The organism is Mesorhizobium sp. RCC_202 (assembly GCF_041355295.1).
GTDB lineage: Bacteria > Pseudomonadota > Alphaproteobacteria > Rhizobiales > Rhizobiaceae > Mesorhizobium.
Genome location: NZ_JBFUPO010000003.1, coordinates 111043 through 137524 on the forward strand (window position 1 = coordinate 111043; position 26482 = coordinate 137524).

The window sequence follows — 26482 nt, forward strand, 5'->3', positions numbered from 1 at the left end:
AATGCGTAATAACCTCGGCAAGAAACGCCTTGAAAACGCCGGCGAATCTCCTGGGGGGCCGACCCGTCCGGCAAGGATCGAGCGGGTTGTTCCTGCCGCTTCATCACGATTTCACCAAGTGCCCATTTAGCCCGCCTGCCACCGGAACCATTATCAAATGAGAGGCGTTGAGTACCAAAGGGGGGAGCTCAATGATGAGCCACTACAGCCAGCCGGCCCCTGATGATATCGTCAAGAGACTGGTGCAGCAGACCGGCATCACCGAAGCCCAGGCACTTGAACTCATCCACTTTGTCGGCCTGAATTGGGCATCGCTTGTTCGGGAGGCGAAGGCGCTTAAGGGCGGGGAAGGGTAGGCCGTTCGCCAACCTGCTCCCGATGTAACAAATTTCCCGCGCCTGCCGCCCACGTTCGAGGCTCGCCGTATACGTTGGCGCCGGGTCCGTTGGCGAGAGGCTCCCTGTGACCACCTCGCCACAGAAGTTAGCCGTGTCACGTCTTAACGGCGCCAATGTCCAAAATTAACCTTTTGTTAACCATTGCCCGGGCACCCTTTAACCATTGAGTAAGGATTCGCTCGGACGTGACCTTCGCCGCCCCTTTGCAGAACAAATCCATCCGTTTTCGCGCCCGCTCCTTCGTCGCTTTCACGCTGACGCCGGAGGCGCCGATCGCCGACTGGCTGGAGGGGCTCGATCGCTGGATCGGCAACTCGCCGGGCTATTTCGCCGGGCGTCCGGTGGTGCTGGATCTGAACATTTTGCAGCCGGGGCCGGAAGAGATCGCCGCCCTGGTCGGCACGCTCGCCCGGCGCGGCATCCGCGTCTATGCGATCGAACTCGAAGGCGCCGAACTCGGGCCTGAGCTACCGCCGTTGCTTGCCGGCGCCAAGGAGGCGACGGCCGAGGGGCTGCTCGGCCGGGCCGGCCGCAAGGCGCGGGCCGAGGAGTTGGAAGCCGTTGCCGCCGAGGAGCGGGCCGCGATAGCCGAAGAGGCCTCGCCGGCAGAGGCTTTCCAACCGGCGGAAGTTTTCCAAGAAGAGCAGGTGGGAGTTTCCCAGGACGAAATGTCCGGCGACGAGCCGGTCGACCCCGAGCTGGCAAGGCTCGAAGCGGTCAGGATCGAGCCGGCGCGGACCGAAGCGCGCCAACCCGGATCCACAAATGCGGGGCAGGCCGCGGCGGAGATGATGGCTGCCGCCGGGACGCTGATGATCAAAGCGCCGATCCGCTCCGGGCAATCAATTTTCCATCCGCATGGCGACGTCATCGTGCTGGGCTCGGTCGCGTCCGGCTCCGAGATCGTCGCCGGCGGCTCGATCCATGTCTATGGCACGCTGCGCGGCCGCGCGGTCGCCGGCTCGGAAGGCAACATCGCGGCGCGCATCTTCTGCCGCAAGAACGAGGCCGAGTTGCTCGCCGTCGACGGCTGGTACACGACGGCCGAAGAGATGGAAGGCACCTCGCGCGGCAAGGCGGTGCAGGCCTTCCTCGAAAACGATGCGTTGTGCGTGCTGCCGCTCGGTTAGTTCGGCGGCGCAAGCTTCGGACCGGTTTCGCGTGCAAAAGTTCAAGTGCATGTCGCCCAAAAGTGCCCGCGGTTTTGGGAAAACGACATGCACCGGACAAAGATCTAATCCGTCGTGCCTCGCACGATTGGACCCAACATAAGAAATGCCAACGGAGGCTGGATATATGGGCAAGGTAGTCGTGGTCACCTCGGGCAAGGGAGGCGTCGGCAAGACGACCTCGACGGCCGCGCTCGGCGCCGCCGTTGCCAAGACCGGCAAGAAGGTAGCGCTGGTCGACTTCGACGTTGGCCTGCGCAACCTCGACCTGATCATGGGCGCCGAGCGCCGCGTGGTGTTCGACATCGTCAACGTCATCCAGGGCTCAGCCAAGCTGTCGCAGGCGCTGATCCGCGACAAGCGGCTGGAGACGCTCTATCTCTTGCCCGCGTCGCAGACGCGCGACAAGGATGCGCTGACCGAAGAAGGGGTGGCCGAAGTCATCGCGCGGCTGCGCCAAGTGTTCGACTATGTCTTCTGCGACAGCCCGGCCGGCATCGAGCGCGGCGCCCAGCTCGCCATGCGCTTCGCCGACGAGGCGGTCATCGTCACCAACCCGGAAGTATCGTCGGTGCGCGATTCCGACCGTATCATCGGCCTGCTCGACGCCCGCACCATGAAGGCCGAGCAGGGCGAGGTGGTCGCCAAGCATGTGCTGGTGACCCGCTATGACGCCGCCCGCGCCGCGCGCGGCGAGATGCTGTCGATCGACGACGTGCTGGAGATCCTGTCGGTGCCGTTGCTCGGCATCATCCCGGAAAGCCAGGATGTGCTGAGAGCCTCGAACCTCGGCTCGCCGGTCACGCTTTCCGAACCGCTCAATTCCGCCGCCAAAGCCTATCTCGAGGCGGCGCGGCGGCTGGAGGGTGAAGACCTGCCGGTGGTCGTGCCCTTCGAACGCAAGGGCTTCCTCGACCGGCTGCTCGGAAGGAGGGCCGCATGAGCATCCTCGACCTTTTCAAGCGGCGCACCAGCGCGCCGGTTGCGCGCGAGCGGCTGCAGCTGCTTCTCGCCTATGAGCGCCAGAGCCGCGGCCAGCCCGATCTCGTCTCCGTCCTGCGCGAGGAGATCATGGCGGTCATCGCCAGGCATGTGCAGATCGACCAGGATTACCTCCAGGTCTCGATGGATCGCGGCGCGACGATGTCGACGCTGGAAATCGACATCCAGATCCCCAACAAGAGCGCGACGCCGCTGGCCATGGCGGGATGACGCGCTTTCCTCGTCCTCGCATTCGCGGGGGCGGGGAACGCAGACTGGCAGAGCCGCGATCCTTCGCGCCCCTCTCCGCAGAGGGGGCGCTGTCTCGCCGGCGTCTCGGGATGACGCCCAGCTCACTCCGGTTGATACAGCTCATCCATGCTGCGGGCCGCGAGCTCCGCGAGCTTCGCCTGCTTCTTCACCCGTCCGTGTTCCAGGATCACCAGGTCGTCGCAGAACGAAATCGTCGAATGGTGGTGGCTGATGACGATCGTCGTGCGGCGGCCCGCGCGCGACTTCAGCGTTTCCACGATCGCCGCTTCCGAAAGTCCGTCCACCGCGTTGGTGGCCTCGTCGAGGATCAGTATGTCGGGATCGCGCACCAGGGCGCGGGCGAGCGCGATGCGCTGCCTTTGCCCGGCCGACAGATTGACGCCGCGATAGCCGACGACGGTTTCATAAGCTTGCGGCAGGGATTCGATGAATTCATGCGCCTCGGCGAGCTTGGCGGCGCGCCGCGCCTCTTCCACGCTCGCCGTGTCCTTGCCGTAGGTGATGTTGTCGAGGATGGTGCCGTCGACCAGTTCCAGCTCCTGGCTCGCCAAGGCAATATGCGCCCGCCATGCGACCGGGTCGATCTCGTCAAGCGCCGCGCCGTCGACGAGGATTCGGCCCCCGTCCGGCTCGACGAAGCGGCAGAGCAGGTTGACGATGGTCGTCTTGCCGGCGCCGGAACGGCCGATCAGCGCGATGGAGCGGCCGCTTCGGATATCGAAGCTCGCGGCATGCAGCACCGCCGCGCGCTGCTCTTCATTGGCATAGCTGAAGCTTACGCCCTCGAAGGCGATTTTCTTGCTCAAGGCAGCGAATGGCCGACTGCCTTGCGGCGCCTGCGGCTTGCCCTGCGGGTCGAGCAGCCACGTCACCTCCTCCAGCGAGCCGGAAAGCCCTTGCAACTGGCTCCATGTCATCTGCAGTGCCCGCACATACGGCTGCAGCCGGTAAAGCAGGATGAGGAAAGCCGCGACCAGCGGAAAGCTCAAGCCCGCGAACCAGGCGCCGATCACCACCGTCAGGAACAGCATGGCGTGCAGCACCTCGGTCAGCGGTCCCAACGCGCCCTGGCGGTTGGAGAGCTGGAAGGCTGTCCGACGCAGGCTGTCCGACGCCGCTTCGAATGCCGCCTTTTCGCGCGCTTCCTGCCCGAAGATGCGGATCAGGCGGCCGGCATGAACGAGGTGAAGCATCCGCGAGGCTAGAGCGCTGTTGCGCGCCGTGACGCTGCGGCTCGGCTTCCTCAGATGCGCCGACAGCGCCATATGCGCCATCTGCACCAGCGCCAGCCCAAGCACCACCAGCAGCGTCATCTGCCAGGAGAGCAGCATCAGGAAAGCTAGCAGGATGAGCGCCGCCGAGACGCTGACGATCGAGCCGAGCATCGCCTGGATGGCATCCGACGCCCGCCAGGATTCGCTGGAGATGATGTTGAGCAACCGCCCGGGGCTCTCCTTCAGGAAGAAGGGGTAGCCGACATTGAGCAGCCGCTCGGCCAGCGCGCCGCGGATCGCCTGGCTGGCCTTGCCGTAGATATGGCCGGTCAGCACCGAATTGGCGAAGCCGAGCAGGTTCTTGAGCAGGATCGAGCCGAGGATCGCGGCCGCAATCGCGATCAGCCGCTCGCGCTCGCCAAGCCCCGCGCCAACCTTCTGCAACAGGGCCGAGAGGCCCGCCATGCTGGCGGAGTCGCCATGCCCCATGATGATGCCGAGCAGCGGGATGATCAGCCCGATGCCGAAACCTTCGAGCGCGGCACTTGCAAGCCCGAGCGCGACGACGATCGGCAGCAGGCCGAACTGCCCTCGGCCGAGCGCATGGCGCAGCATCGATAGCGCGGACATCTTGCTCTCACTGATCTTGCGCCCGCTCATCGCGCGCTGACCTCCGCCCTGGCGTCGGTGGTCTCCTGGCTCGGCCGCGCCTGCCGCTGCGGCCGTCCGGCGAGCACGAGAGCGACGAATTTCGCCGCGCCCGCGAGGTTCATGGCAACGATTGGCCAGTGCGACAGCCTGAGCTCCTGCTCGAAGCGCGGGCCGCCGGCGAATTCGCGCATGGCCGACCGGACCGCCCAGTAGAAATGGCGCAGCAGCCAGGGCGCGCGGCGCAGATGCTTCAGGCAGAGCGCGCCGTTGCCGAAATGATAGTCGCGATGCAGCCGGTCGATCGCCATGCGGTCGCGCCGGCCGTGATGGTGGAAGATCGTCATGTCGGGCACGTATTCCACCGTCATGCCGGCAAGCATCGCCCGCACCAGATAGTCCGTGTCCTCGGCCGAGCGCAGCGCCCCACCGGCGCCGAAGCGCTCGTCGAAGGGGCCGATGCGGGCGGCGACATCGCGATGCATGGTCATGTTGCAGCCTAGCACGAAGCCGCCCGGATGGACGGCCGGCGTCAGCCGCTCCCGCGTGTCGCAGCGCTTGATGGTGAAGGGCAGGTCGCGCGCGTCGCCGATTTCGACTCGGCCGCCGCGGATCAACCATTTGTCGCCGCTTGCATAGTGCCGCTCGAGGTCAACGAGGTAGCCGCGGTCGAGCCTGCAGTCGTCGTCGACGAACACCAGCACCTGCCCGCGCGCGCGCGCCACTCCCGCATTGCGCGCCGCCGCCAATCCGGGCCGCGGCTCCGAGACCGCGGTCAGCGCGATGTCGGAGCTCTCGGCGGTCGCCGAAAGATACTTGGCCGTGCCGTCGCGCGAGCCATTGTCGACCACCACCATCTCGGCCGCGAAGGCCGGATGCGCCAGGCAGGCGGCGCGGATCGAATCGATGCAGGCTTCGAGCACCGCGAGGCGGTCGCGCGTGCAGACGATGAAGGAGACCTGCGGCCGCTGCCCGGGCCAGGGAGGGACGGCCAGGGCCGGGCCAAGGTGCTGCAGCAGGGGATGGGGCTCGGCGTTCATGCCGCCCCCATACTGTAAGGCGCGAGCACCGACGCCGCCGGCGCCGATTTGAAGCGGTAGGTGACCCAATCGGCGCGTTTGCCCGCCCACATCGAGGCCTGGCTCAGCCAGGGCGCCCAGGTGCCGGGGCTGAGCGCGTATTTCTCGCGGCGACGGATCGCGTTCCATTTCCCTGTCAGCGTCAACAATTCATGCGTCAGCGCCGGCCGCTCCTCGTCGTTGACGAGTTGGTAGAGGAAATAGAACAGGTTGAGCGCGCCGGCCTCGAAGCTCGGCCGCATCGTATCGGGCAAGGCAGCGATCCGCTGCTCTAGCGCGCCGATGAAAGCGGCCGCCCGGCGCACTGTGTCGACAGTGACGCGATCGCCGACGGCGCTCAGGTCCTCGCAGTCGCGCGCCAGCCCCACGCGTTCGAGATTCTCGCCGACAATCTTGAGATGCGTGCGCCGCATCTCCTTGCCGTGCAGGCTGGTCACGCTGCCGGGATGCAGGCGGTAGACGAGCAGGCTTTCCGGCATCAGCGCCGCTGGATAGCGCTCGGCGAGCCGCCGGAAGAGGTCGAAATCCTCGGCATGGCGATAGAGGCCGTTGTAATGGAGGTCGGCCTCGTCGATGACCTTGCGGTTATAGACCACCGTCGGGTGCATGAAGATGGTGAAGAATTTCGACAGCACGGGGAGGCCGAGACGGAACACCGGATCGAGCCGGCCCTTGGCGATGCGGCCGTGCAGCAGCGTATCGACAAGCGCGCCGCAGAAGCCGAGCTCCGGCCGCGCGGCAAACAGCGCCGCCTGGCGCGACAGCCGCCAGGGATAGGCGAAGTCGTCGGCGTCCATGCGCGCGACGAGCTCGCCCTGGGCGATCGCCAGCCCTTCATTGAGGCTGGCGACGAGGCCGCGGTTTTCGCGCGAAATGATGGATACGCGGCTGTCGCCTCGGCGGCAGCGTTCGAGGATCTCCAGCGACCCGTCGGTCGATCCGTCGTCGATAGCGATGACTTCGAGCCGGCCGTAATCCTGCCGCAGGATCGACTGCATCGCCGCGGCCACATAGGGCTCGGCATTGTAGACCGGCAAGAGCACCGAGATGAGGGGGCCGGTCATGGTCGGCTCCGATCCGTCTGCTGCAGGTCGAGCGCCGGTGCCGCGCCGAACCGGCGGGCCTCGCTCGCGCCGCGTGGACGTGAGCGCGCGACATAGGGAAAATAGCGCTTGAGACCGTTGAGCGGCTTCTCGAAAAACACCCAGGAGAGCGAGGCGACGACCAGCGTGGCAGTGCCCGCGACGAGGAACCGCCCCGGCCCCTGCTCCGAGACGTTGAGCGGAATCCATGGCTGCGCCTTGACGGCATAGGCCAGGAGGATCGGATGATAGAGGTAGACGCCGTAGCTGATGCGGCCGAGCCCAAGCAGCGGAGGGAGTTCGGCCAGCCTGCCCAGCGTGCCGCCCAGGCCGTTCGAGCAGGCGGCGACGATCGCCGCCAGCGGCACCAGCGGCAGCATCTGCACCAGGGCCCAGCGCGGCCACTCCCAGGCTGAGTTCGCCGGCCCGGGGTCGGACCAGACGACGAGCAGGAACACCGCCGCCAGGACCGGCCAGCCGCGCCGCATCCATTGCGGCGCATCCGCGCCCCTGGCGCGGCGCACGGCAAGCAGGGCGCCGCAGCCAAGCGCATCCATCGAGGCCGGCGGCAGCAGGTCCCGGGCGAGCGCCGGGTTGGCGGTGATCGGCCAGTAGAAGCGGTAGGCGAGCGAGAAGGCGATGACGCCGATGGTGATCGCCTCGATGCGCCGACGCGGCGCCAGAAGCACGATCAGCGGCCAGGCGAGATAGAACTGCTCCTCGATGCTCAGGCTCCAGAAATGGCAGAGCAGCCAAGGGTTCCAGTCGTTGCGCAGCGCATACCAGAAATTGGAGAGGTAGAGCGCATGCCAGGGGAGCGAGGATCTGGATTGTTCCAGGTCGGTGAACCAGACCAGCGCCAGCACGGCGAAATAGGGCGGAAAGATGCGGATCGCCCGCCTCGCATAAAAGGAGCGCAGCGCCGGTCCGGCCTTGAATTGGGCGGCCTCGCGCGCCTCCAGCAAAAGCCGGGTGATCAGGAAGCCGGAGAGCACGAAGAACAGCCTGACCCCGAGATGGCCGACGAAGGACGAGCCGCCTGGCGCGAGGAAATGCGAGTAGAGCACCAGTGTCACCGCAACGGCCCGCAGAGTGTCCAACTGGATGTCGCGCGCGCCCGCCATCGGCGGCTTGCGCAACGCCTTGTCGTGCGGCGGGCTGCCGTTGCGGCTCAGCGGAATGCCCATCGGGGTCGCTATAACGGCATCCTCCACTGCGTATGTCCGCCAACGGTTTCTCGCGGTCCATATTGCAGCGCAACACAAAATGCTTACGGCTTTGAAATAAAGATGTGATGGATAGGATCCAAGGTAATATTTAATTCACTAAAATATTATTTGAGATGACCAATAGTCCTATGTGCGAATAGGCAGTTAGTCTGATGTTTTGAATTGGCAGCTAACGCAAAAGACGTTGATAGACTGCACAAGCAACCATAGCGTGTACATTGGAAGTATCGAATAGGTGGCTTTGTGCTCCCTGATTTCTTTGGGCTTTCGCGAAAAGCGCCTTGTATTTCAGCGTCTTGTGCGGTGCAATAGGCTCGCCGGCAGAGCGATGGGCGCCTTGTCCCACCATCCGTCGGCTCGTGCCACACGACAGCGCGATCGGCAGGCTTTATCTCCCTCGGCCACGCGGGCGAGGGGATGGAGAGGAAGTGACGTCGACGCCGATTGCAAAAACGCCGGCCCATGCCGGCACCTTGCCCATCATGGGCCTGCTCGGCGCCATCCTGTCGGTGCAGGTCGGCGCTGCCTTCGCCAAGGGTCTGTTCCCGGTGCTGGGTTCGGAAGGCACCACCATGCTCAGGCTCGCCATTGGCGCGCTGATGCTGGCGGCGGCGCTGAGGCCATGGAAGGTGCTGCCGTCGCGCAAGACGCTGCCTTGGCTCGCCGCTTACGGCGTCACGGTCGCGATGATGAATCTGCTTTTCTATGCCGCGCTCGAACGCATTCCGCTGGGCATCTGCGTGGCGCTCGAATTCACGGGACCGCTGTTCGTCGCCACGCTGGGCTCGCGGCGGCTGCTCGACATCGTGTGGGTGGCGCTTGCGGTGGCCGGTATCGTGCTGTTGTCGCCCTTTGCCGATGTCAGCCGCGGGCTCGATCCGCTCGGCGTGCTGCTTGCCCTTGCCGCCGGCGCCTGCTGGGGGCTCTACATCATCCTGGCGCAGAAAGCCGGCGCCGAGCTCGGCGCGCGCACATCGGCCTATGGCATGGCGATCGCGGCACTTGTCGCGCTGCCCTTCGGCTTTTCGGCGGCAGCACCTCATCTCACCGATCCACATATCATGGCAGGCGCGGTGGTCGTGGGCCTGTTCTCCAGCGCGCTGCCCTTCTGGCTGGAGATGATGGTTCTGGCCAGGATGCCGGCCAAGGTCTACGGCATGATCGTCTGCCTGGAGCCGGCGGGCGGCGCGCTGACCGGCTTCCTGTTCCTGCATGAGAAGCTCAGCCTGCTGCAATGCGCCGGCATCGCCGCGGTCATCGCCGCCGCTTTCGGCGCGGCGGTCACCGCGCGCCGGCCGGCGCCCTTGCCGGCCTGAAACATCCTCAAAAACGATAGACCAAGGTCCTATTGATGAAACGCAAAGGTCTGATTGACCATGTTATCGGTCGGGGGCCGCTATCCGCCGTGCCACGATTTGACCAATGTTATCAACGGCGAGCAGGGCTTGGGGGCAAGCACAAAGCTCAGGAGAAATGCATGCGCATAGTGCGCGGCTGTCGTTTGCGTGCCTTGTGGGCAGTGGCCTCACTGGCGCTTGCCGTTGCGCCTTTGCATGTCTCGCTCGACGGCTTTCAGTTTGCCAAGGCCTATGCCGGCAAGGGCGGCGGCGGCGGCAACAGCGGGGGCGGCGGCAACAGCGGGGGCGGCAACGGCGGCAACAGCGGGGGCGGCAACAGCGGCAACGGTAACGGCAATAGCGGTAACGGGAACGGCAACAGCGGTAACGGCAATAGCGATAACGGCAACGGCAACGGCAACAACCCGGGCAATTCCGAGACTCATGTGAACACCACGACCGGCGACACGGTCGAAGTCGGCGCCGGCGCAGTAGAGGTTACGCACCCCAACGGCATGAAAGAGAAGGTCGAGAAGGGACGCTTCCGGATGGAAGACAAGTACGGCCGCACCATCGTCGATCGTAAGGCCACCGCGGCCGACGTCGATCGTTTGAAGAATTTGTGAGAGCGAGGTTTTATCGGGAGATCAGATCGTCAGGGATTGAAGCGCCGGCGCCGCGAGACAGGTTGCCACCTTTTGCTTCGCCGCCTTTAGTCCTGATCGGTCTTTCGAGGAACATCCGCTGTTCACCTGCCCCCGTCCTCGTGGCGGGGGTATTTTTTTGAGGAACTGGGGAACTGGGGAACTGGAGAACTGGGGAACTGGAGAACTGAGGAACTGGGGAACTGGAGAACTGGGGAACTGGGGAACTGAGGAACTGGAGAACTGAGGAACTGGGGAACTGGAGAACTGGGGAACTGGGGAACTGAGGAACTGAGGAACTGGGGGAACCGGGGAACTGAGGAAGCTTCCCCAGCCGGTCCGCTTCCATCGACTCTCCTGTTCTTCAATTCTCCAGTTCTCCAGTTCTTCAATTCTCCAGTTCCCCAATTCCTCAGTTCTCCAGTTCTCCAGTTCTTCAATTCTCCAGTTCCCCAGTTCCCCAGTTCCCCAATTCCTCAGTTCCTGATTTCCCTCGCCTCCCGCGCAATCAGCGCCGCTTCCGTGCGGTTGCGTACGTTGAGCTTGGCGAGCACGCGGGTCATGTGGTGCTTGACCGTCTTTTCCTGCAGCGACAGGCGGGCTGCGACCTCCTTGTTGCTCAGGCCTTCCGAAACCAGCTTCAAGATGTCGGCCTCGCGTGCGGTGAGCAGGCTCAGCGGGTCGGGTTTGCTGCCGGCGGGCTTCAAGAGGTCCGACAACAGCCGCGCCGACAGGATCGGCGAAACATAGCTCTGGCCGTCGGCGACATCGCGCAGGATCTCGGCCAGCGCCTTGGAGCCGACGCCTTTCAGCACATAGCCGCGCGCGCCCACTTTCAGCGCTTCCGCGACATCGGCATTGGCTTCCGACACGGTCAGCATCACGACCTTCTGCTGCGGCCGCGCGGCAAGGATAGCGCCGAGCGCCTTGAGCCCGCCACCCGGCATGCTGATGTCGAGCAAAAGGATGTCGGGCGCCGCGCGAGCGAGTTGCTCGGCATCGTCGGCATTGGCGCCTTCACCGACAAGCTCGAAACCGCCGATCTCGGCGAGGCTGCGCGTCACGCCCTCGCGAAACAGCGGATGGTCATCGACGATGGCGATGCGGATCGGGGCGTTCATGACTGCTCCTCAACGGACAATTGGATCACCAGCTTGGTTCCTTGCGGCCCGGACAGTGTATCGAACTGCCCGCCGATGCTTTCGATGCGTTCCCTCAGGCCCGCCAGCCCGAGGCCTTCGCTTCGCGCCGGATCGAAGCCCGGGCCGGTGTCCAGCACCTCGACCACAAGCCTGCCGGCCCTCATGGTGGCGCGCACCTGCTGGCCCTGGCCCTTGCCGTGGCGGTAGGCGTTGTTCAGCCCTTCCTGCACGAAGCGGTAGATGCTGATCTTCTCCGAGGTGCCGAGCTCGGGCAGGCGTTCGGGCAGCGTCAGCGCCACCTCGGTCGCGGTGCGGCGCTCATGCTCGGCAACCGCAAGCCGCAGGATATCGGCGATCGCCTGGGTCTCGATCTGCGGCAGCACCAGCCCATTGCAAATGCCGCGTATCTCGCTCATCGCCTCGCCGAGCGTCTTGTGGATGCCGGCGATCTCGGCCTCGCGTGCCTCGCGCGAGGCCTCGACCAGCGCCGGGCTGTCCATCCTGAGCGCCGCCAGCGCCACCAGTTGAGCCGGTCCGTCATGCAGGTCGGCGCCGATGCGCCTCAAATAGCGTTCGTTGATCGCGGTGGCGCGGCGCGAGGCGCGTTGCACGCGCTGGCGCAGCGAGGAATTCTGCGCCAGTGTCGCTTGCAACTCGGCGACCTTGGCCTCGAGCGCGGCGCGCTGGATCTGGATTGTGCGGCTGCCGCGAAAGACGATGCCTGAAAGCAGCGCGAGCGCTGTCGCGGTGGCCGTGGCCACCACCAGCCAGGTCCCGCGCAGCGCTGCCGTCATCGTTTCGTGGAAGTCGGTCGCGGCCTCGTAGAATTCCGACACCGCCACCACGTCGCCCGACCACGGCTCGCGCACCGGGTTGTAGATCTCCAGCACCGGAACCTTCACATCCTCTTCTTCGCCGGCTTTGATGTCGTCCTGGAGACTGTTGTATTCAGCCACCACATTGCCGGCGAAGGCGGCTTTGAGATTGGGATTGATCTTGTACTGCCTGCCGATCTCGGCAGCGTCCTTGGCGTAAAGGACCGTGCCGTCGGGTCGCCACAGCTTGAACGACAGCAGTTTCTCGCCGAGCGCGCCCTGGCCTAGCGTCTCGTCCAGCGCCCGCTTGACCGTGCTGTCGAGCTCGCGGCTCTTGCGCATGTCGGGCAGCAACGGCGCGATCACGCTGTCGACATAGAGCGCGGTGGTGGCTGCGGCGTTGTGCATCACGCCCTCACGGATCTGCGCGGTCACCCATAGGCCGACCACCAGCATGACCGCCAGCAGTCCGATGCCGCCGGCGATCAGGAACTGCAGCGCCAGCGACAGCCCGCTCCAGATTTCAACCAGACGCTTCAACATCTCCCCGCTTTGCCGATTGGTGAGACTACCGGGCCGGCGACAGTATGGCGACATGGACCTTGGTCCGGCCGCAGGGGAAGGGATAGCTGATGGAAGGTCTTCCTTGCAAGAACGCCCTCAGGCGTAACCCTTCAGCTCGACCACCTCGACGCCGAGGCGAAAGGCCTGGCCGTCGGCATAAGAGCGGGCATATTGCTCGGCCTCGAACGGGAAGATCAGCGTGGTGCCGTAGGCGGTGACGCGCACCGTCCACTTCTGGCCGCTGACGAGCTCAACACCGTGAAGCTTCGCCTTAACCATCTCACCCTCCTCAGTCCGCATGCTCGCAACCTTTGATAACGTCGCGAAAGTCATTTGAGTGCAAATAATCCGACCGAATTGTGTCGTTGCCTCATCGCTTCCGACATTGGGTCGTTCCCGTCCGTGAAATGGTTCACCGAGGGTGGTGCTTTTTTGATCTCCGCAGATTCACCGGCCCGGACACATTGATGGCTTTTGTCATCCGGGTCGTTTGACCTCGAGCTTGGAACCCCGACGCTTCAAGCAGGTTAAAGTTTCGGAACCGCGAAGGAGATCGCCATGATCCGCAAGCTGAAAACCGGCGAATACCGGCTCTATTCCCGCAAGCTCGATCCGAGGACCGGCAAGCGGCGCAACCTCGGCACCTTCAAATCGCGCGAGGCGGCCGAAAAGCACGAGCGCGAAGTGCAGTATTTCAAGCGGCACTAGCGCAATTCCACGCAAGTGGGTAGCGGCTAGGCTCGGCGACTTCGTCGTGACCTTCAGTGATGCCGGCCGCCTTGCGGTTTGCGTGGTGTGTTTGGCCGAGCGTGGCCCGGTAGGGCCGTCTTTATGATCGATCCGCTCATGTCGCGGTCGCAACGCCTCGTCACGATCTCGACTGATCTGGTATCGACGGTCACCCGTCCCAGCACCTGCACGGTCGTGCGCCCGAGATCTTCGTCGACATGGACGACCTCGCCTTCGAGCCGCAGCTTGTCGCCCGGCTTGGCATTGGGTTCGACCATCGAATAGCTGTGGGTGTCGCTGGCAAGCGACAGGATCACGCGGTTCTGCACACGCTCGATCACTGTAGCAACGATTGCGACCCTGTCTCCGATCCCCACTGTTTCATGTGTCATGGCGAGCTCCTTTCCGCGTCAAGCGACAGTCACTGCAAAGACAAAAAAGGAACTGCCGCGTAGCGGGACGCCGGCACCGCTAAAACAAACGCGAAAACAAACATTTGGTTGCGGTCGTGGCCGCGCGCAGCATTGCCGGGCGCAAAAGCCTGGACAGCGATATCACAAGCCAGCGCTTCCGCTCGTCATGGTCGCAGCCCTTTTCGGCAGGTCGGGCGGGGCGTGATCAACGCGGAAGGACTTTGACTATCAGCATCGCCACGAAATCGTCAGCGCGGCCGCGAGCCCTGCTTGCCAACGACGCTCGGCCGAAGCTGGCAGAGCCGGGCGATCAACCGGCTGCTGGAAATCCCGCTGCGCGCCCGGGGAATGTTCTCAGGCTGCTGAAGCGACATACGACCGTTGACATGATCGCGCCGAGGCATCCAACCGACCGGAAACTGCATCAAGCGGGCGAAGCCGTCGCCCGCTTGCATGGGGCGTGACAAGAACGCCATCAAGGCGTATGTTGACATAAAGATGTCTTTATGTGACCTGGAGAAGGTTGTCGCTCCGAGGATAAAAAATGTCGCAGGATTCCGCATCGCTGGACGCCTTGTTCGGCCCTGTCACGGCAAAGCCCGATGGTTCGGAAGTGCTTGCCGCGCTCACCGCCGCAGCGCGCGAGCGCATCCTGATCCTTGACGGCGCCATGGGCACGCAGATCCAGGGGCTTGGCTTCGACGAGGACCATTTCCGCGGTGAGGTCTTCGCCGGCTGCGCCTGCCATCAGCAGGGAAACAACGACCTGCTGATCCTGACCCAGCCTGCGGCGATCGAGGAAATCCACTATCAATATGCCATTGCCGGTGCGGATATTCTCGAGACCAACACCTTTTCCTCGACCTCGATCGCGCAAGCCGATTACGGCATGGAGGATGCCGTCTACGCGCTGAACCGCGACGGTGCGCGGCTGGTCAGGCGCGCCGCCATTCGTGCCGCGCAGGAGGACGGCAAGCGCCGCTTCGTCGCCGGCGGGCTGGGGCCGACCAACCGCACCGCCTCGATGTCGCCCGACGTCAACAATCCCGGCTATCGCGCCGTGACCTTCGACGAATTGCGCCTTGCCTATGGCGAGCAGCTGCGCGGCCTGATCGATGGCGGCGCCGACATCATCCTGATCGAGACCATCTTCGATACGCTGAACGCCAAGGCGGCGATCTTCGCTTGCAACGAGATTTTTCTTGAGAAGGGCGTGCATTTGCCGGTGATGATTTCCGGCACCATCACCGATCTCTCCGGCCGCACGCTGTCTGGCCAGACGCCGACGGCCTTCTGGCACTCGGTGCGCCACGCCAGCCCCTTCACCATCGGTCTCAACTGCGCGCTCGGCGCCAACGCCATGCGCGCGCACCTGGCCGAGATATCGGGCGCCGCCGACACCTTCGTCTGCGCCTATCCGAACGCCGGTCTGCCCAATGAATTCGGCCGCTATGACGAGAGCCCCGAATTCATGGCCGCGCAGATCGAGGATTTTGCCAGGGAAGGGCTGGTCAATGTCGTCGGCGGCTGTTGCGGCTCGACGCCGGAGCACATCCGGGCGATTGCCGAGGCCGTGAAAAAATATCCGCCGCGCGCCATTCCCGAGATCGAGCGCAAGATGCGCCTGTCCGGGCTGGAGCCGTTCACGCTCACCGACGAGATTCCCTTCGTCAATGTCGGCGAGCGCACCAATGTCACCGGCTCGGCCAAGTTCCGAAAACTGATCACGGCGGGCGATTATGTACCCGCGCTCGACGTGGCGCGCGACCAGGTGGCAAATGGTGCGCAGATCATCGACATCAACATGGATGAAGGCCTGATTGATTCGAAGAAGGCGATGGTCTGTTATCTCAACCTGATCGCCGCTGAGCCTGATATCGCCCGGGTGCCGGTCATGGTCGATAGCTCGAAATGGGAGATCATCGAGGCCGGCCTCAAATGCGTGCAGGGCAAGCCGCTGGTCAATTCCATCTCGATGAAGGAAGGCGAGGAAGCGTTCCTGCATCACGCCAGGCTGGTGCGCGCCTATGGCGCCGCCGTGGTCGTCATGGCCTTCGATGAGGCGGGCCAGGCCGACACCAAGGCACGCAAGGTCGAGATCTGCACCCGCGCCTACAAGCTGCTCACCGAACAGGCCGGCTTCCCGCCCGAAGACATCGTCTTCGACCCCAATGTCTTCGCGGTCGCCACCGGCATCGAGGAGCATGACAATTACGGCGTCGACTTCATCGAGGCGACCGGCGAGATCACCTCGACGTTGCCGCATGTCCATATTTCCGGCGGCGTCTCCAACCTGTCCTTCTCGTTTCGCGGCAACGAGCCGGTGCGCGAGGCCATGCACGCCGTGTTCCTCTACCACGCCATCCAGCGCGGCATGGATATGGGCATCGTCAATGCCGGCCAGCTTGCCGTCTACGACACGATCGAGCCGGAGCTGCGCGAGGCCTGCGAGGATGTCGTGCTCAACCGCGCGCCCAGGGCCGGCGGTACCGCCACTGAACGCTTGCTGGAGATCGCCGAGCGCTTCAAGGGCGCGGCCGGCAAGGAAGGCAAGGAGCGCGACCTTGCCTGGCGCGAATGGACGGTCGAGCAGCGGATTTCGCATGCGCTGGTCAACGGCATCACCGAATTCATCGACGCCGATACCGAGGAAGCGCGGCTCGCCGCCGAGCGCCCGCTGCATGTCATCGAAGGCCCGCTGATGGCCGGCATGAATGTCGTCGGCGACCTGTTCGGCGCGGGCAAGATGTTCCTGCCGCAAGTGGTGAAGTCGGCGCGGGTGATGAAGCAGGCGGTGGCCGGGCTGTTGCCGCATATGGAGGCCGAGAAGCTGGCCAACGCCGCCAACGGCGTCGACAATGGCGAGCGCCAGACGGCGGGCAAAATCCTGATGGCGACGGTCAAGGGCGACGTCCACGACATTGGCAAGAACATCGTCGGCGTGGTTCTGGCCTGCAACAATTACGAGATCATCGATCTCGGCGTCATGGTGCCGGCGGCAAAAATCCTGCAGACGGCGCGCGACAAACAAGTCGACATCATCGGCCTGTCCGGCCTGATCACGCCATCGCTCGACGAGATGGTGCACATGGCCGCCGAGATGGAGCGAGAAGGTTTTGATATTCCGCTCTTGATCGGTGGCGCGACGACCAGCCGCGTCCACACCGCGGTAAAAATCCACCCGCGTTATTCCAAGGGGCAGACGGTCTATGTCAACGACGCCAGCCGGGCGGTTGGCGTGGTCTCGGCTTTGCTGTCCAACGAGGCCAAGGGCGATTATGTCGACTCCGTGCGCGCCGAGTACAAGAAGGTCGCCGACGCGCATACCCGCTCCGAGGCCGACAAGCAGCGCCTGCCGCTGGCCAAGGCGAGGGCCAATGCGCATAAGGTAGACTGGTCGGTATACCAGCCGCCGCAGCCGTCCTTCACCGGCGTCAAGGTTTTCCAGGACTGGGACCTGGCCGATCTCTCGCGCTACATCGACTGGACGCCGTTCTTCCAGACCTGGGAACTGAAGGGTCGTTATCCGAAAATCCTCGAGGACGAGGCGCAGGGACCGGCAGCGCGCCAGCTGTTCGAGGATGCGCAGGCGATGCTGAAAAAAATCATCGCGGAGAAATGGTTCGCGCCGCGCGGTGTCATCGGCTTCTGGCCGGCCAACGCCGTCGGCGACGACATCAGGCTGTTCACCGACGAGGCGCGCTCGCGGGAACTCGCGATCTTCTTCACGCTGCGCCAGCAACTGACCAAGCGCGACGGCAAGGCCAATGTCGCGCTGGCGGATTTCGTCGCGCCTGTCGACAGCGGCAAGCCCGATTATATCGGCGGCTTCATCGTCACATCAGGCATCGAGGAAGTGGCGATATCGGAGCGTTTCGAGCGCGCCAATGACGACTATTCCTCGATCATGGTCAAGGCGCTGGCCGACCGTTTCGCCGAAGCCTTCGCCGAGCGCATGCACGAGAAGGTGCGCAAGGAATTCTGGGGTTACGCGGCTGACGAAAACCTGGCGCCTGACGAGCTGATCGGCGAACCCTATCGCGGCATCCGCCCGGCCCCCGGCTATCCAGCGCAACCCGACCACACCGAAAAGGCGACGCTGTTCAGGCTGCTCGACGGCGAGCGCAGTGCAGGTGTGAGCCTGACCGAAAGCTACGCGATGTGGCCTGGATCGTCGGTCTCCGGCATCTATCTCGCGCATCCCGAAAGCTATTATTTCGGCGTCGCCAAGGTCGAGCGCGACCAGGTCGAGGACTATGCGCGCCGCAAGGGCATGCCCTTGTCCGAGGTCGAGCGCTGGCTCGGGCCTATCCTCAACTATGTGCCGGCGCACTATGCGGAGGCGGCGGAGTAGGACTTGATGCTCTGGTGGCTTGACGAAGCCAAAGGCCGCGACGCACAAGGATGATGACCGGAACGATCCGGAGAAGGTGTGATGGAAAACATTCGACCCATTAAGACCGAAGCCGACTACGATTGGGCGATTGCCGAGATCACCAAATACTTTGAGAATGAACCCGAGGTGGGCTCCGCCGACGGCGATCGGTTCGACGTCCTTGCAACCCTGATCGAGGCTTATGAGGACAAGCACTATCCGATCGAGGCGCCGGATCCTGTCGAAGCCATTCGTTCTCACATGGACCTGTTCAACCTTCCGCGCAAAGCCCTGGCCGATGTAATCGGGTCCTCGCCTCGCGCGACCGAGGTGTTGAGCCGGAAGCGCGCCCTCACCATGGACATGGTCTTCAAGCTCAACAAGGAATGGCATATCCCGGCGGAGGTTCTTGTGCGACCTTACCACCTTGCGAAAGACAAGGAACGCAAGCGCGCCTGATGAAAGCGACAGGCATGCGCCGATCGCTTCTCTCTGGTGACCGCTGCATCGGGTGCTTCGATGCGTTACTGCATCGCGGCGGGGTTCATCCACAGAAACTCCCACACATTGCCGTCCGGATCCTCGATGTGGCGGTTGAACATGAAGCCGAGGTCCTGCGCCGGGTTGGGATCGGCGCGGCCGCCTGCTGCCACACCCTTGTCGATGACGGCATTGACCTCGTCCTTGCTGTCGACGGTGAGTGCGATCAACATCTGGCTGTCGCGCCTGGCGTCGCCGATCGGGCGGCCCGTGAACTGGCTGTAATGCTGGTGGGTCAGCAGCATGACCCCGATCGCGTCGGAGAACATGATCGAGCTGGCCTGGTCGTTGGAGAATTGCGGGTTCAGCGTGCCGCCGATCGCGAGATAGAACTTGGTCGCCGCCTGCAGATCGCGTACCGGCAGATTGAGAAAGACCATCTTGAGCATTGGGTTGGAGCCTTGTTTCGTTGACGGGTACTAGTCAGTCTAGTACTGTGGCGATGGCTATCATACGGGAACGGTACCGTCTAGTACTGATCGAGAAGCGCTATGGAAAATAATGTCGAGACCAGGTCGGCCCGTAAGGATCGCGAGATCATCGAAGCGGCCACGGCTGCTTTCATCGCCAAAGGCTATGACGGCACCAGCATGGAGGAGATCGCCACCAAGGCGGGGGCTTCCAAGCAGACCGTCTACAAGCATTTCAAGGACAAGGAGACGCTTTTTACCGAAGTCGTCGAAGCGACCGCGAGCCAGACCAACGACATTGTCGAAGCCGTGACAATGCTGCTTTCCGAGGCGAAGTTCATGGAGGGCGGCCTGCAGCAGCTCGCCCGGCGCATGATAGCGGCGCTGATGGACGATGAGCTTCTGAGGCTGCGCCGCCTGATCATCGCTAATGCGGACCGAATGCCGCAACTTGGCCGCAGCTGGTACGAGAAAGGCTTTGAGCGCATGCTTGCCTCGGTGGCGTCATGTTTTCAAAAGCTCACCGATCGAGGCCTGCTGCAGACCAGCGATCCCCGCATGGCCGCCAGCCATCTCTTCGGAATGGTGCTCTGGATCCCCATGAACGAAGCCATGTTCACCGGGCGCAACCCGCGCTCGAAGGCCGACCTCGAGCGCCACGCCGATGCCTCGGTCGAAGCGTTCCTTGCCGCCTATGGCGTGCGGCCGAAATAGTTCCGCTCCCTGTGCCCAGCGGTGAAAGATTTGGGTCTCGCCCGAGGCTCGTTGGATTGGCCACAAACTTCACGCAGGCATCGCCATCGCGGTCGACGAAGCCTTGCCGGTTTCGGATTGACAAAGACCCCTGTTGAAGACAAGCATTCCGGCAGGGGTTCATTCGCGACGACCCCGTGAGGCGTCAGCCCAATGGTCGCGTCCAAACTCACTGTTTCATGAGGTGGACGCCATGCCGTCAACAATCACAGTTGCCCAGCTTTCTCGTCTCGTCGGCCTGCCCAGCGCGCCGACGCTAATAGATGTCCGGATCCCGGACGACTACCAGCAAGACGCCCGGTTGGTGCCGGCCTCGTGCCGGCGCGATTTCAAGACAGTCTCCGACTGGGCCGGGGAGTTCGCCGGCCAGCAGGTCGTCGTCATCTGCCAGAAGGGTCAAAAACTTTCCCAGGGCGTCGCCGCTTGGTTGCGATACGCGGGAATCGCCGCCGAATCCCTGGAAGGCGGTTTTGAAGCCTGGCGCGATGCCAGCGCGCTGCTGGTCAAAACCGAAAGCATGCCGATCGCAGACGACAAAGGCCGCACCATATGGGTCACGCGGGCCCGGCCGAAGGTCGACCGGATCGCTTGCCCGTGGCTCATCCGGCGCTTCGTCGACCCGCATGCCGTGTTCCTGTTTGTCGAGGCGGCCGAGGTACCGGCCGTCGCTGATCGCTTCAAGGCGACACCGTTCGACATCGACGGCGTGTTCTGGAGCCACCGGGGAGGGCGCTGCACCTTCGATACGATGATCGAGGAGTTCGGGCTTGCCTCCGAACCGCTCGACCGCCTTGCGTTGATCGTGCGGGCGGCCGACACGGCAAGCCTCGACCTGGTGCCGCAGGCGGCCGGATTCCTGGCGGCGTCACTGGGCCTCTCGCGCATGTACCGCAACGACCTCGAACAGCTCGACGCAGGGATGCTGCTCTACGATGCGTTTTTCCGCTGGTGCCGTGACGCGGTCGAAGAAACGCACAACTGGCCGGCCGGCGGCAAGCCGTCATGAGCGCCATCCCCGCATCGACCATCGCGGCCGACACGGCGACCGCTCCCCCGCCACCGCCGACGTTCAAGGAGGCGGCGCGGCTCTGGGCCAAAATCGGTCTGCTGAGTTTTGGCGGACCGGCCGGGCAAATTGCGCTCATGCACAAGGAGTTGGTCGAGGAGCGGCGCTGGATCGGTGAGCAGCGATTCTTGCATGCCCTCAACTACTGCATGCTGCTGCCCGGTCCCGAAGCCCAGCAACTCGCCATCTACATCGGCTGGCTGCTGCACAAGACCGCCGGCGGCCTCGTCGCCGGCGTTCTGTTCGTCGTGCCTGGTGCGATCGTCATGCTGATACTCAGCACCTTCTATGCGCTTTACGGCGGTGTTCCGGCGGTGGAGGCGCTGTTCTTCGGCATCAAGGCCGCGGTGCTTGCGATCGTGGTCGAGGCGGTGATCCGCATTGGCCGGCGGGCTCTCAAGAATCAGGCGATGGTGGCGATCGCCGCCATCGCTTTCCTGGCCATCTACGTTGCCAACTTGCCGTTTCCCCTGATCGTGCTCATCGCCGGCATTGCAGGCTGGGTGGGCAACCGTATGGCGCCGGCGCTGTTTTCCGGCGCCGGTCATGGCAAGGGCAGCGCTGCAGATTTCAAGGGCACGGTCGACCTGATGTACGAGCGTGGTGAACTCGCCCATACAAGACCGACAAAATGGCACGCGCCGCGCACGATCGCTCTGTGGCTGCCGATCTGGCTCGGCCCGGTGCTGCTGATAGGGCTGGCTACAGGCTTGACGAGTGTCTGGACGCATATCGGCGGCTTTTTCAGCCTGATGGCGGTCGTCACCTTTGGCGGCGCCTATGCCGTTCTCGCCTATGTCGCGCAAGCGGCCGTGCAATCTTTCGCCTGGCTGGCTCCCGGCGAGATGGTCGACGGGCTCGGCCTCGCCGAGACCACGCCGGGACCATTGATCCTGGTGCTGCAATTCGTCGGCTTCATCGCCGCCTTCCGCGCACCTGGCGTGCTTGATCCGCTGCTGGCAGGCGCTCTCGGCGCCCTGCTGACACTATGGGTGACGTTCACGCCGTGCTTCTTCTGGATATTCCTCGGCGCGCCCTACATCGAAGCCCTGCGCGGGAACAAGGCTCTGTCGGCCGCCCTCACGGCCATCACGGCGGCGGTCGTCGGCGTTGTGCTGAATCTGGCGCTCTGGTTTGCGCTCCACGTTGTGTTCCATCAGGTGCGCAACGTCGGTTGGGGAATGAACGTACCGGTATTGTCCTCGCTCGACTGGCGGGCCGCACTGCTGTCGGTAGCCGCCATGATTGCCATTTTCAGATTGAAAATCGGCATGTTGCCGACCTTGGCCGGGACCGCGCTGGCCGGATTGGTTCTCATGGCTATCCACACATAGGTCGGGAAACGCCCCGACCTCCGTCGCGTCACCAAGACGCGATTTACCAATATCGGCATTGGCGCTGGTGGCTCGCGTATGGTCCAAGGCGACGATAAATCCTAAGCCGCAGCCGCCAGCGCCACCGCATCCGCGCCGGCGGGAAAGCGCATCGTGCCGGTGGTGTCGTTGACGGCGCGCCACACGCCTTCGGGCGACGTCGATTTCTTTCGTGGTCAGCGGCACGGTCATGGCCGGCTTGTCGAGGTCGCCGAAGATCGCCTTGGCGAAATCGGCATAGGCCGCAGGGCCATGTCGGCCAGCCGCCGGGCTTATTCGAAGACCGTGCACCGGCCGAACTGAGACAGCGATGTGTTCCACCGGATACACCCACGCCGGAGCATTCGACCGGCGATACACTCGGTCCGAGCCGGAGTTATTTCGCGGCAAAACATCGTCATCATATTGTCATATGTAACGAAATAGTGATTTCAGCGATTCCGAATATATATTTGTCGTTCACCATTGACAAAGCTGGAGATGCTGTGGGCTAGATAGAGCGTAAGACTATTGCGTCTCGGGGGAGGCAGCCAATGGCAATTGTTTATCAGGCAGTCGGCACCAACGCCAACGCGCCGTTTACGCTCAAGGTGCATCGAGGCGAACGCATGGCGCTGGCCGCCATGAACTGGCGCGACGGGCGGCCGCCGGACAATTTCGTGGGCTTCGCCATCCAATATCAAGCGCCCGGCGCGACACATTTCTCGACCGTCTACAATCGGCTCAACTTCGTCGGCGTGCCCAACCCCAAGGCCTACCCGACCTTCCCAACCACAACCGCGCCGATCCAGAAATTTCGCTGGGTGGTGTTCCCGCATGACGCGCCGGCCGCCGGTCCATTTGACGTCAAGGTCAGCGCCGTGTTCATGGACGCCGCCGGCGCCTTGTCGCTCGGGGAGGAGGCGCAGACCGCCACGGTTGATCTCGGTGCCGAAACCTATCCCGGCCAGCTCAACATCGCCTTCACCCGCGGCTACATCTCCTCGCAGGCATTCGTCGACAGCTATCAGAGCGCAGGGCCCATCAGCACCCTGCTGCCGGCCGACGCCGATAGCGGGCTGAGTTTCGTGGCCACTCATCCCAAGGCGACGGAAGCCTATGAGTGGATGGGTTTCGAGGCACGCAAGGAAGTGCTCGGCATGCTGGATGCAGCGCTCGCCGATCCCGGCGCCGCCGTCAGCGTCGTCGCCTACGACCTGAACGCCAAGGAGGTCGTCGACCGGCTGGTGGCGCTCGGTCCGCGCCTCAAAATCATCATCGACGACAGCGCCGACCACGGCAAAGCGGAGAGCGCCGAGAACAAGGCCGCTGAATTGCTCGCGGCCTCGGCCGGGGCAGGCAATGTGAAGCGCGAGCATATGGGCCAGCTTCAGCACAACAAGATGATCATCGTCGAGGGGGCCGAGACGCGCGGCATTTGCGGATCGACGAATTTCAGCTGGCGCGGGCTTTATGTCCAGTCCAACAACGCGGTCGTGCTGACCGGACAGAACGCCGTCGCCCCGCTCAAGTCGGCTTTCCAGGCCTATTGGACGAAGAACGGGTTCAGCGCCGGTGAATCACCGGACTGGCACGATCTCGGCCTGCAGGGCATCGACGCCAAGGTCAGCTTCTCGCCCCATGACGGCGCCCGCGCGCGGCTTGCCGAGATCGGCCAGGACATAGGCAAGGCGCAGTCGAGCGTGCTCTATTCGCTGGCTTTCCTGTACCAGGTTACGGGCCCGGTCACCGATGCCGTCATCGAGGCTACCAACAGCGATATCTTCACCTATGGCATCTCCGACAAGAAGACCGGCATCATCGTCCAGAAGCCCGACGGCAATCTTGCGCCCGTCTATTTCTCGCGCCTCTCCAAGAACCTGCCGGCGCCTTTCAAGCCCGAGCCCTATTCGGGCAGCGGCACGAACCTGCATCACAAGTTCATTGTGCTCGATTTCAACACCGACGACGCGCGGGTCTGGACGGGATCCTACAATTTCAGCCCTACCGCCGACACCAAGAACGGCGAGAACCTGCTGCTCATCCGCGACCGTGCGGTCGCCACAGCCTATATGGTCGAAGGCCTGCGGATCTTCGACACCTATCATTTCCGTGTCCTGCAGCAGGACGCCGCGAAGGCGAAGAAAACCTTGTCGCTCGCCCGGCCGCCGGCCAATGCCGGCGAGCAGCCTTGGTGGCTGGAAGACTACACCGATCCGGTCAAGATCCGCGATCGCGAGCTGTTTGCCTGACCTTTGCCTGACACGAAGCTGCCGCCGAAGGAATGTCAGCCCTCACGGCAACTGGTCAGCTATTGGATCGGGGCATGGGCTAAGCTTGTTCCGGTTGTTGTAGGCGCAGCTACCCGCCGAGCCTAAGTCTGCTGCTGGGGCAATGATCTGCCCTGGTCGCCAGCGAAGAACCAGGCCTGCCTCACCTCACGCTGATCAGCGCCGTGCCGACGATCGCCAGCAGCGCGCCGGCCCAGGCGGCGGTGGTCGGCCTTTGCCCGCTGCGCAGCCACACCAACGGCAGGATGATGATCGGCGTCACCGAGGACAGCGTCGAGATGATGCCGACATTGCCGGTGCGTAGCGCCGCCATCAGGCATGACATGCCAAGCGAGGTGCCGACGAAGGCGGAAAGGACGGCAAGCCCGACCGTGCCGAACTGGACGGCCTCGCGCTTGCCCCTGCCGAACGGCGTCGTCGCAAGCGCCATGAACAGGATCACGGCGAGGCCGGAGCGCAGCGCCATGGCCGTGAACGGCTCGACGCCGGCAGCCATCGCCGGCCGCGCCAAAAGGGTGCCGATCGCCTGGCCGATCGCCGTGATCACGCCAAGCAGGATGCCGGGCCACAATCGTCCGGTAAGCGGCGGGGCAGGCGCCGTGCTGATCGGCACCGTGCCTGGTGTCACCGCCGGCATCGGCGGCGCCTTGTCGCCGCCTTTCAGGAAGCGTCTTGGCATGCCGATGGCCAGCACGATGCCGCAAAGCACCAGGAGAACGCCCAGCGCCTGCCAGTGGTTGATCGTTTCGCCGAGCACGAGATAGCCGAGCGCCAGGGCGAAAGGCGAGGTAAGCGAGAACAGCAGTGCCGTGATGCGCGGGCCGACCGAATAGATGGTGGCGAAATAGGCCGTGCTGGCGATGCTGATGCCGGCGAAGCTCGATCCGGCAAGCAGCCAGAACTCCCTCGGCCCGATCGTATGCCAGCCGCCGATCACCAGCGACACCGAGCCGGTCATCACGAAGGTCGCGAGCATCTGCCAGCGGGCAAGCTGGAGGAGGGGAACGCGGCCCTTGAGCTCGCTGAGGAACATCGAGCTCAGCGCGCTGCAGCAGGCGGCGGTGACGGCGAGGGCTTCGGGGAGGAGCATGGTTGGCCGTTGCGAATCCGGAGGCCGGGCGATTTCCCGATCCTTACGCCAGCCTGCCGCGCTCCGATAGGCGGCGCTGGCACGATCGCCGCTAGAGCAATTCCAGGAAAAGTGGCAGCGGTTTTCCGTCCGGAATTGCGTAGACAAAAAGCCGGAGCGGTTCGCCGTTTCCGCGAAACGGTGAAGCGCTCTGGGCCAGTTGTCGCCTTTGCGCTTTGCTCGCGTCGCTTTCATGTGGACGCCTGTCATCGGCGGATGGTTAGATCATCACGTTCAAGGTGCCCTTTGGCCTGAGTCGGCCTGGGGGATAATTGGGAAGCCGGTGCGATTCCGGCGCTGCCCCCGCAACGGTAGCGAAGCTTGCGTTCCGACAACAAGCCACTGGGTGACAAGCCTGGGAAGGTGTCGGGACAGGTCCCGCAACGGACAGCTTCGGAGCCCGGAAACCAGCCTCGAGCAGAGTTGAACTCGACTGATCGCGGTGGGCGGTCAAGAGGCGGATACGGATCGGCCTCAGTGCCGCCCGTGACTTTCCTCCATCACCACCAGGTTCAGTCCTTGCGAAAGAAGGACGAACATGGATTCGCACAATGAAATACCCGGGCTCGCGCCCGGCAGGCCGGAACGCCCGCGCAGGATGCGCCGGGCCAACGCGGCGACGATGCGCGCCGTTTCGCCATTGCCGCCGCCGGAAGAAGTGTTCGCCGACTGGCTGCTGTCGGTGCCGCATGAGGCCGATCTGGAAGCGGCGGCGCTGAGCAAGGTCGCGCTGATCGACCGCTGCGGCTCGCTGCATCCCGACGTGCAGCGGCTGCGCACCTTACTGGCCGTCGTCGCCGGCACCAGCGCCGGGCCGACGCGCGTCCGCAATCTCTGAAATTCCCGACG

25 protein-coding genes and 1 riboswitch are annotated in these 26482 nt (G+C 63.9%); of the genes, 15 read left to right on the plus strand and 10 right to left on the minus strand.

The annotated features are described in order from the left end of the window. The first annotated feature begins 194 nt into the window (after positions 1-194). From AB6802_RS07795 to minE, 4 genes are all read left to right on the plus strand, one after another. Positions 195-356 carry a hypothetical protein gene (locus tag AB6802_RS07795; RefSeq protein WP_371009469.1) on the plus strand — a complete coding sequence of 54 codons (162 nt, stop codon included), beginning with the start codon at positions 195-197 and terminating at the stop codon, positions 354-356. A gap of 227 nt (positions 357-583) precedes the next feature. After that, positions 584-1528 (plus strand): septum site-determining protein MinC, encoded by a 945-nt coding sequence (gene minC / locus AB6802_RS07800; RefSeq protein ID WP_371009470.1) that lies wholly within the window; start codon positions 584-586, stop codon positions 1526-1528. A gap of 166 nt (positions 1529-1694) precedes the next feature. Continuing rightward, positions 1695-2510, plus strand: a complete 816-nt coding sequence (gene minD / locus AB6802_RS07805) for a septum site-determining protein MinD (protein WP_371009471.1) — start codon at positions 1695-1697, stop codon at positions 2508-2510. Next, a complete protein-coding gene (gene minE, locus AB6802_RS07810) occupies positions 2507-2779 on the plus strand; it encodes a cell division topological specificity factor MinE (RefSeq protein WP_371009473.1) in 273 nt (90 codons plus the stop codon). Before minD ends, minE begins: the two co-directional genes overlap by 4 nt. Positions 2780-2901: 122 nt before the next feature. Here minE and AB6802_RS07815 read toward each other — a convergent pair whose 3' ends face one another. The 4 genes from AB6802_RS07815 to AB6802_RS07830 are packed head-to-tail and all read right to left on the minus strand — an operon-like array spanning position 2902 to position 7968. Further along, a complete protein-coding gene (locus AB6802_RS07815; protein ID WP_371009474.1) occupies positions 2902-4665 on the minus strand; it encodes an ABC transporter ATP-binding protein in 1764 nt (587 codons plus the stop codon). A gap of 26 nt (positions 4666-4691) precedes the next feature. Beyond that, positions 4692-5723 (minus strand): glycosyltransferase family 2 protein, encoded by a 1032-nt coding sequence (locus AB6802_RS07820; protein WP_371009475.1) that lies wholly within the window; start codon positions 5721-5723, stop codon positions 4692-4694. Further along, a complete protein-coding gene (locus tag AB6802_RS07825) occupies positions 5720-6826 on the minus strand; it encodes a glycosyltransferase family 2 protein (protein ID WP_371009476.1) in 1107 nt (368 codons plus the stop codon). Before AB6802_RS07825 ends, AB6802_RS07820 begins: the two co-directional genes overlap by 4 nt. Beyond that, complete coding sequence (locus AB6802_RS07830) at positions 6823-7968, minus strand: acyltransferase family protein (RefSeq protein WP_371009958.1); 1146 nt, start codon at positions 7966-7968, stop codon at positions 6823-6825. Before AB6802_RS07830 ends, AB6802_RS07825 begins: the two co-directional genes overlap by 4 nt. 533 nt (positions 7969-8501) lie before the next feature. On the opposite strand from AB6802_RS07830, the gene AB6802_RS07835 reads away from it, so the two are divergent. Both AB6802_RS07835 and AB6802_RS07840 read left to right on the plus strand, forming a co-directional pair. Further along, positions 8502-9389, plus strand: coding sequence for a DMT family transporter (locus AB6802_RS07835; RefSeq protein ID WP_371009477.1), 888 nt, complete (start codon positions 8502-8504; stop codon positions 9387-9389). A gap of 161 nt (positions 9390-9550) precedes the next feature. Continuing rightward, positions 9551-10036, plus strand: coding sequence for a hypothetical protein (locus tag AB6802_RS07840; RefSeq protein WP_371009478.1), 486 nt, complete (start codon positions 9551-9553; stop codon positions 10034-10036). Positions 10037-10530: 494 nt separating this feature from the next. On the opposite strand, the gene AB6802_RS07845 is transcribed toward AB6802_RS07840, so the two are convergent. From AB6802_RS07845 to AB6802_RS07855, 3 genes are all read right to left on the minus strand, one after another. Then, positions 10531-11175 carry a LuxR C-terminal-related transcriptional regulator gene (locus tag AB6802_RS07845; RefSeq protein WP_371009479.1) on the minus strand — a complete coding sequence of 215 codons (645 nt, stop codon included), beginning with the start codon at positions 11173-11175 and terminating at the stop codon, positions 10531-10533. Further along, positions 11172-12554: a sensor histidine kinase gene (locus tag AB6802_RS07850; protein ID WP_371009480.1), complete on the minus strand. Its 1383-nt coding sequence runs from the start codon at positions 12552-12554 to the stop codon at positions 11172-11174. Before AB6802_RS07850 ends, AB6802_RS07845 begins: the two co-directional genes overlap by 4 nt. Before the next feature lie 117 nt (positions 12555-12671). Next, the gene (locus tag AB6802_RS07855; protein WP_371009481.1) at positions 12672-12854 is read right to left on the minus strand and encodes a hypothetical protein; all 183 of its coding nucleotides are present in this window, start codon (positions 12852-12854) and stop codon (positions 12672-12674) included. Between the two features lie 279 nt (positions 12855-13133). On the opposite strand from AB6802_RS07855, the gene AB6802_RS07860 reads away from it, so the two are divergent. Continuing rightward, positions 13134-13283, plus strand: coding sequence for a hypothetical protein (locus tag AB6802_RS07860; RefSeq protein ID WP_371009482.1), 150 nt, complete (start codon positions 13134-13136; stop codon positions 13281-13283). 53 nt (positions 13284-13336) lie between these two features. Here the strand turns inward: AB6802_RS07860 and AB6802_RS07865 are convergent, their stop codons facing one another. Continuing rightward, positions 13337-13696: a hypothetical protein gene (locus tag AB6802_RS07865; RefSeq protein WP_371009483.1), complete on the minus strand. Its 360-nt coding sequence runs from the start codon at positions 13694-13696 to the stop codon at positions 13337-13339. Positions 13697-14261: 565 nt separating this feature from the next. Here AB6802_RS07865 and metH point away from each other — a divergent pair. Continuing rightward, the gene (gene metH, locus AB6802_RS07870) at positions 14262-18071 is read left to right on the plus strand and encodes a methionine synthase (protein WP_371009484.1); all 3810 of its coding nucleotides are present in this window, start codon (positions 14262-14264) and stop codon (positions 18069-18071) included. Positions 18072-18152: 81 nt separating this feature from the next. Next, positions 18153-18551, plus strand: a complete 399-nt coding sequence (locus AB6802_RS07875) for a type II toxin-antitoxin system HigA family antitoxin (protein ID WP_371009485.1) — start codon at positions 18153-18155, stop codon at positions 18549-18551. 65 nt (positions 18552-18616) lie between these two features. On the opposite strand, the gene AB6802_RS07880 is transcribed toward AB6802_RS07875, so the two are convergent. Next, positions 18617-19021: a VOC family protein gene (locus AB6802_RS07880; RefSeq protein WP_371009486.1), complete on the minus strand. Its 405-nt coding sequence runs from the start codon at positions 19019-19021 to the stop codon at positions 18617-18619. A 102-nt stretch (positions 19022-19123) separates the two neighbouring features. Here AB6802_RS07880 and AB6802_RS07885 point away from each other — a divergent pair, with 102 nt between their 5' ends. From AB6802_RS07885 to AB6802_RS07905, 5 genes are all read left to right on the plus strand, one after another. Continuing rightward, positions 19124-19756, plus strand: a complete 633-nt coding sequence (locus AB6802_RS07885; RefSeq protein WP_371009487.1) for a TetR/AcrR family transcriptional regulator — start codon at positions 19124-19126, stop codon at positions 19754-19756. A 232-nt stretch (positions 19757-19988) separates the two neighbouring features. Continuing rightward, on the plus strand, positions 19989-20801 hold the full coding sequence (locus AB6802_RS07890) for a chromate resistance protein ChrB domain-containing protein (protein WP_371009959.1): 813 nt from the start codon (positions 19989-19991) through the stop codon (positions 20799-20801). Continuing rightward, positions 20798-22195: a chromate efflux transporter gene (gene chrA / locus AB6802_RS07895; protein ID WP_371009488.1), complete on the plus strand. Its 1398-nt coding sequence runs from the start codon at positions 20798-20800 to the stop codon at positions 22193-22195. Before AB6802_RS07890 ends, chrA begins: the two co-directional genes overlap by 4 nt. Positions 22196-22348: 153 nt before the next feature. After that, positions 22349-22537, plus strand: coding sequence for a hypothetical protein (locus tag AB6802_RS07900; protein WP_371009489.1), 189 nt, complete (start codon positions 22349-22351; stop codon positions 22535-22537). 230 nt (positions 22538-22767) lie between these two features. Continuing rightward, positions 22768-24465, plus strand: a complete 1698-nt coding sequence (locus tag AB6802_RS07905) for a phospholipase D-like domain-containing protein (protein ID WP_371009490.1) — start codon at positions 22768-22770, stop codon at positions 24463-24465. 181 nt (positions 24466-24646) lie between these two features. Here the strand turns inward: AB6802_RS07905 and AB6802_RS07910 are convergent, their stop codons facing one another. Continuing rightward, positions 24647-25594 carry a DMT family transporter gene (locus AB6802_RS07910; protein ID WP_371009491.1) on the minus strand — a complete coding sequence of 316 codons (948 nt, stop codon included), beginning with the start codon at positions 25592-25594 and terminating at the stop codon, positions 24647-24649. A 259-nt stretch (positions 25595-25853) separates the two neighbouring features. Continuing rightward, positions 25854-26064, plus strand: a riboswitch (cobalamin riboswitch). Positions 26065-26171: 107 nt separating this feature from the next. On the opposite strand from AB6802_RS07910, the gene AB6802_RS07915 reads away from it, so the two are divergent. Beyond that, positions 26172-26471, plus strand: coding sequence for a hypothetical protein (locus AB6802_RS07915; RefSeq protein ID WP_371009492.1), 300 nt, complete (start codon positions 26172-26174; stop codon positions 26469-26471). Positions 26472-26482: the final 11 nt, after the last annotated feature.

Coding starts and splice junctions, on each gene's coding strand:
- AB6802_RS07795 (WP_371009469.1), top strand. CDS start 195: ATGAGCCACTACAGCCAGCCGGCCCCTGATGATATCGTCAAGAGACTG.
- minD (WP_371009471.1), top strand. CDS start 1,695: ATGGGCAAGGTAGTCGTGGTCACCTCGGGCAAGGGAGGCGTCGGCAAG.
- minE (WP_371009473.1), top strand. CDS start 2,507: ATGAGCATCCTCGACCTTTTCAAGCGGCGCACCAGCGCGCCGGTTGCG.
- AB6802_RS07815 (WP_371009474.1), bottom strand. CDS start 4,665: ATGTCCGCGCTATCGATGCTGCGCCATGCGCTCGGCCGAGGGCAGTTC.
- AB6802_RS07820 (WP_371009475.1), bottom strand. CDS start 5,723: ATGAACGCCGAGCCCCATCCCCTGCTGCAGCACCTTGGCCCGGCCCTG.
- AB6802_RS07825 (WP_371009476.1), bottom strand. CDS start 6,826: ATGACCGGCCCCCTCATCTCGGTGCTCTTGCCGGTCTACAATGCCGAG.
- AB6802_RS07830 (WP_371009958.1), bottom strand. CDS start 7,968: ATGGCGGGCGCGCGCGACATCCAGTTGGACACTCTGCGGGCCGTTGCG.
- AB6802_RS07840 (WP_371009478.1), top strand. CDS start 9,551: ATGCGCATAGTGCGCGGCTGTCGTTTGCGTGCCTTGTGGGCAGTGGCC.
- AB6802_RS07845 (WP_371009479.1), bottom strand. CDS start 11,175: ATGAACGCCCCGATCCGCATCGCCATCGTCGATGACCATCCGCTGTTT.
- AB6802_RS07850 (WP_371009480.1), bottom strand. CDS start 12,554: ATGTTGAAGCGTCTGGTTGAAATCTGGAGCGGGCTGTCGCTGGCGCTG.
- AB6802_RS07855 (WP_371009481.1), bottom strand. CDS start 12,854: ATGGTTAAGGCGAAGCTTCACGGTGTTGAGCTCGTCAGCGGCCAGAAG.
- AB6802_RS07860 (WP_371009482.1), top strand. CDS start 13,134: ATGATCCGCAAGCTGAAAACCGGCGAATACCGGCTCTATTCCCGCAAG.
- AB6802_RS07865 (WP_371009483.1), bottom strand. CDS start 13,696: ATGACACATGAAACAGTGGGGATCGGAGACAGGGTCGCAATCGTTGCT.
- metH (WP_371009484.1), top strand. CDS start 14,262: ATGTCGCAGGATTCCGCATCGCTGGACGCCTTGTTCGGCCCTGTCACG.
- AB6802_RS07875 (WP_371009485.1), top strand. CDS start 18,153: ATGGAAAACATTCGACCCATTAAGACCGAAGCCGACTACGATTGGGCG.
- AB6802_RS07880 (WP_371009486.1), bottom strand. CDS start 19,021: ATGCTCAAGATGGTCTTTCTCAATCTGCCGGTACGCGATCTGCAGGCG.
- AB6802_RS07885 (WP_371009487.1), top strand. CDS start 19,124: ATGGAAAATAATGTCGAGACCAGGTCGGCCCGTAAGGATCGCGAGATC.
- AB6802_RS07890 (WP_371009959.1), top strand. CDS start 19,989: ATGCCGTCAACAATCACAGTTGCCCAGCTTTCTCGTCTCGTCGGCCTG.
- chrA (WP_371009488.1), top strand. CDS start 20,798: ATGAGCGCCATCCCCGCATCGACCATCGCGGCCGACACGGCGACCGCT.
- AB6802_RS07905 (WP_371009490.1), top strand. CDS start 22,768: ATGGCAATTGTTTATCAGGCAGTCGGCACCAACGCCAACGCGCCGTTT.
- AB6802_RS07910 (WP_371009491.1), bottom strand. CDS start 25,594: ATGCTCCTCCCCGAAGCCCTCGCCGTCACCGCCGCCTGCTGCAGCGCG.
- AB6802_RS07915 (WP_371009492.1), top strand. CDS start 26,172: ATGGATTCGCACAATGAAATACCCGGGCTCGCGCCCGGCAGGCCGGAA.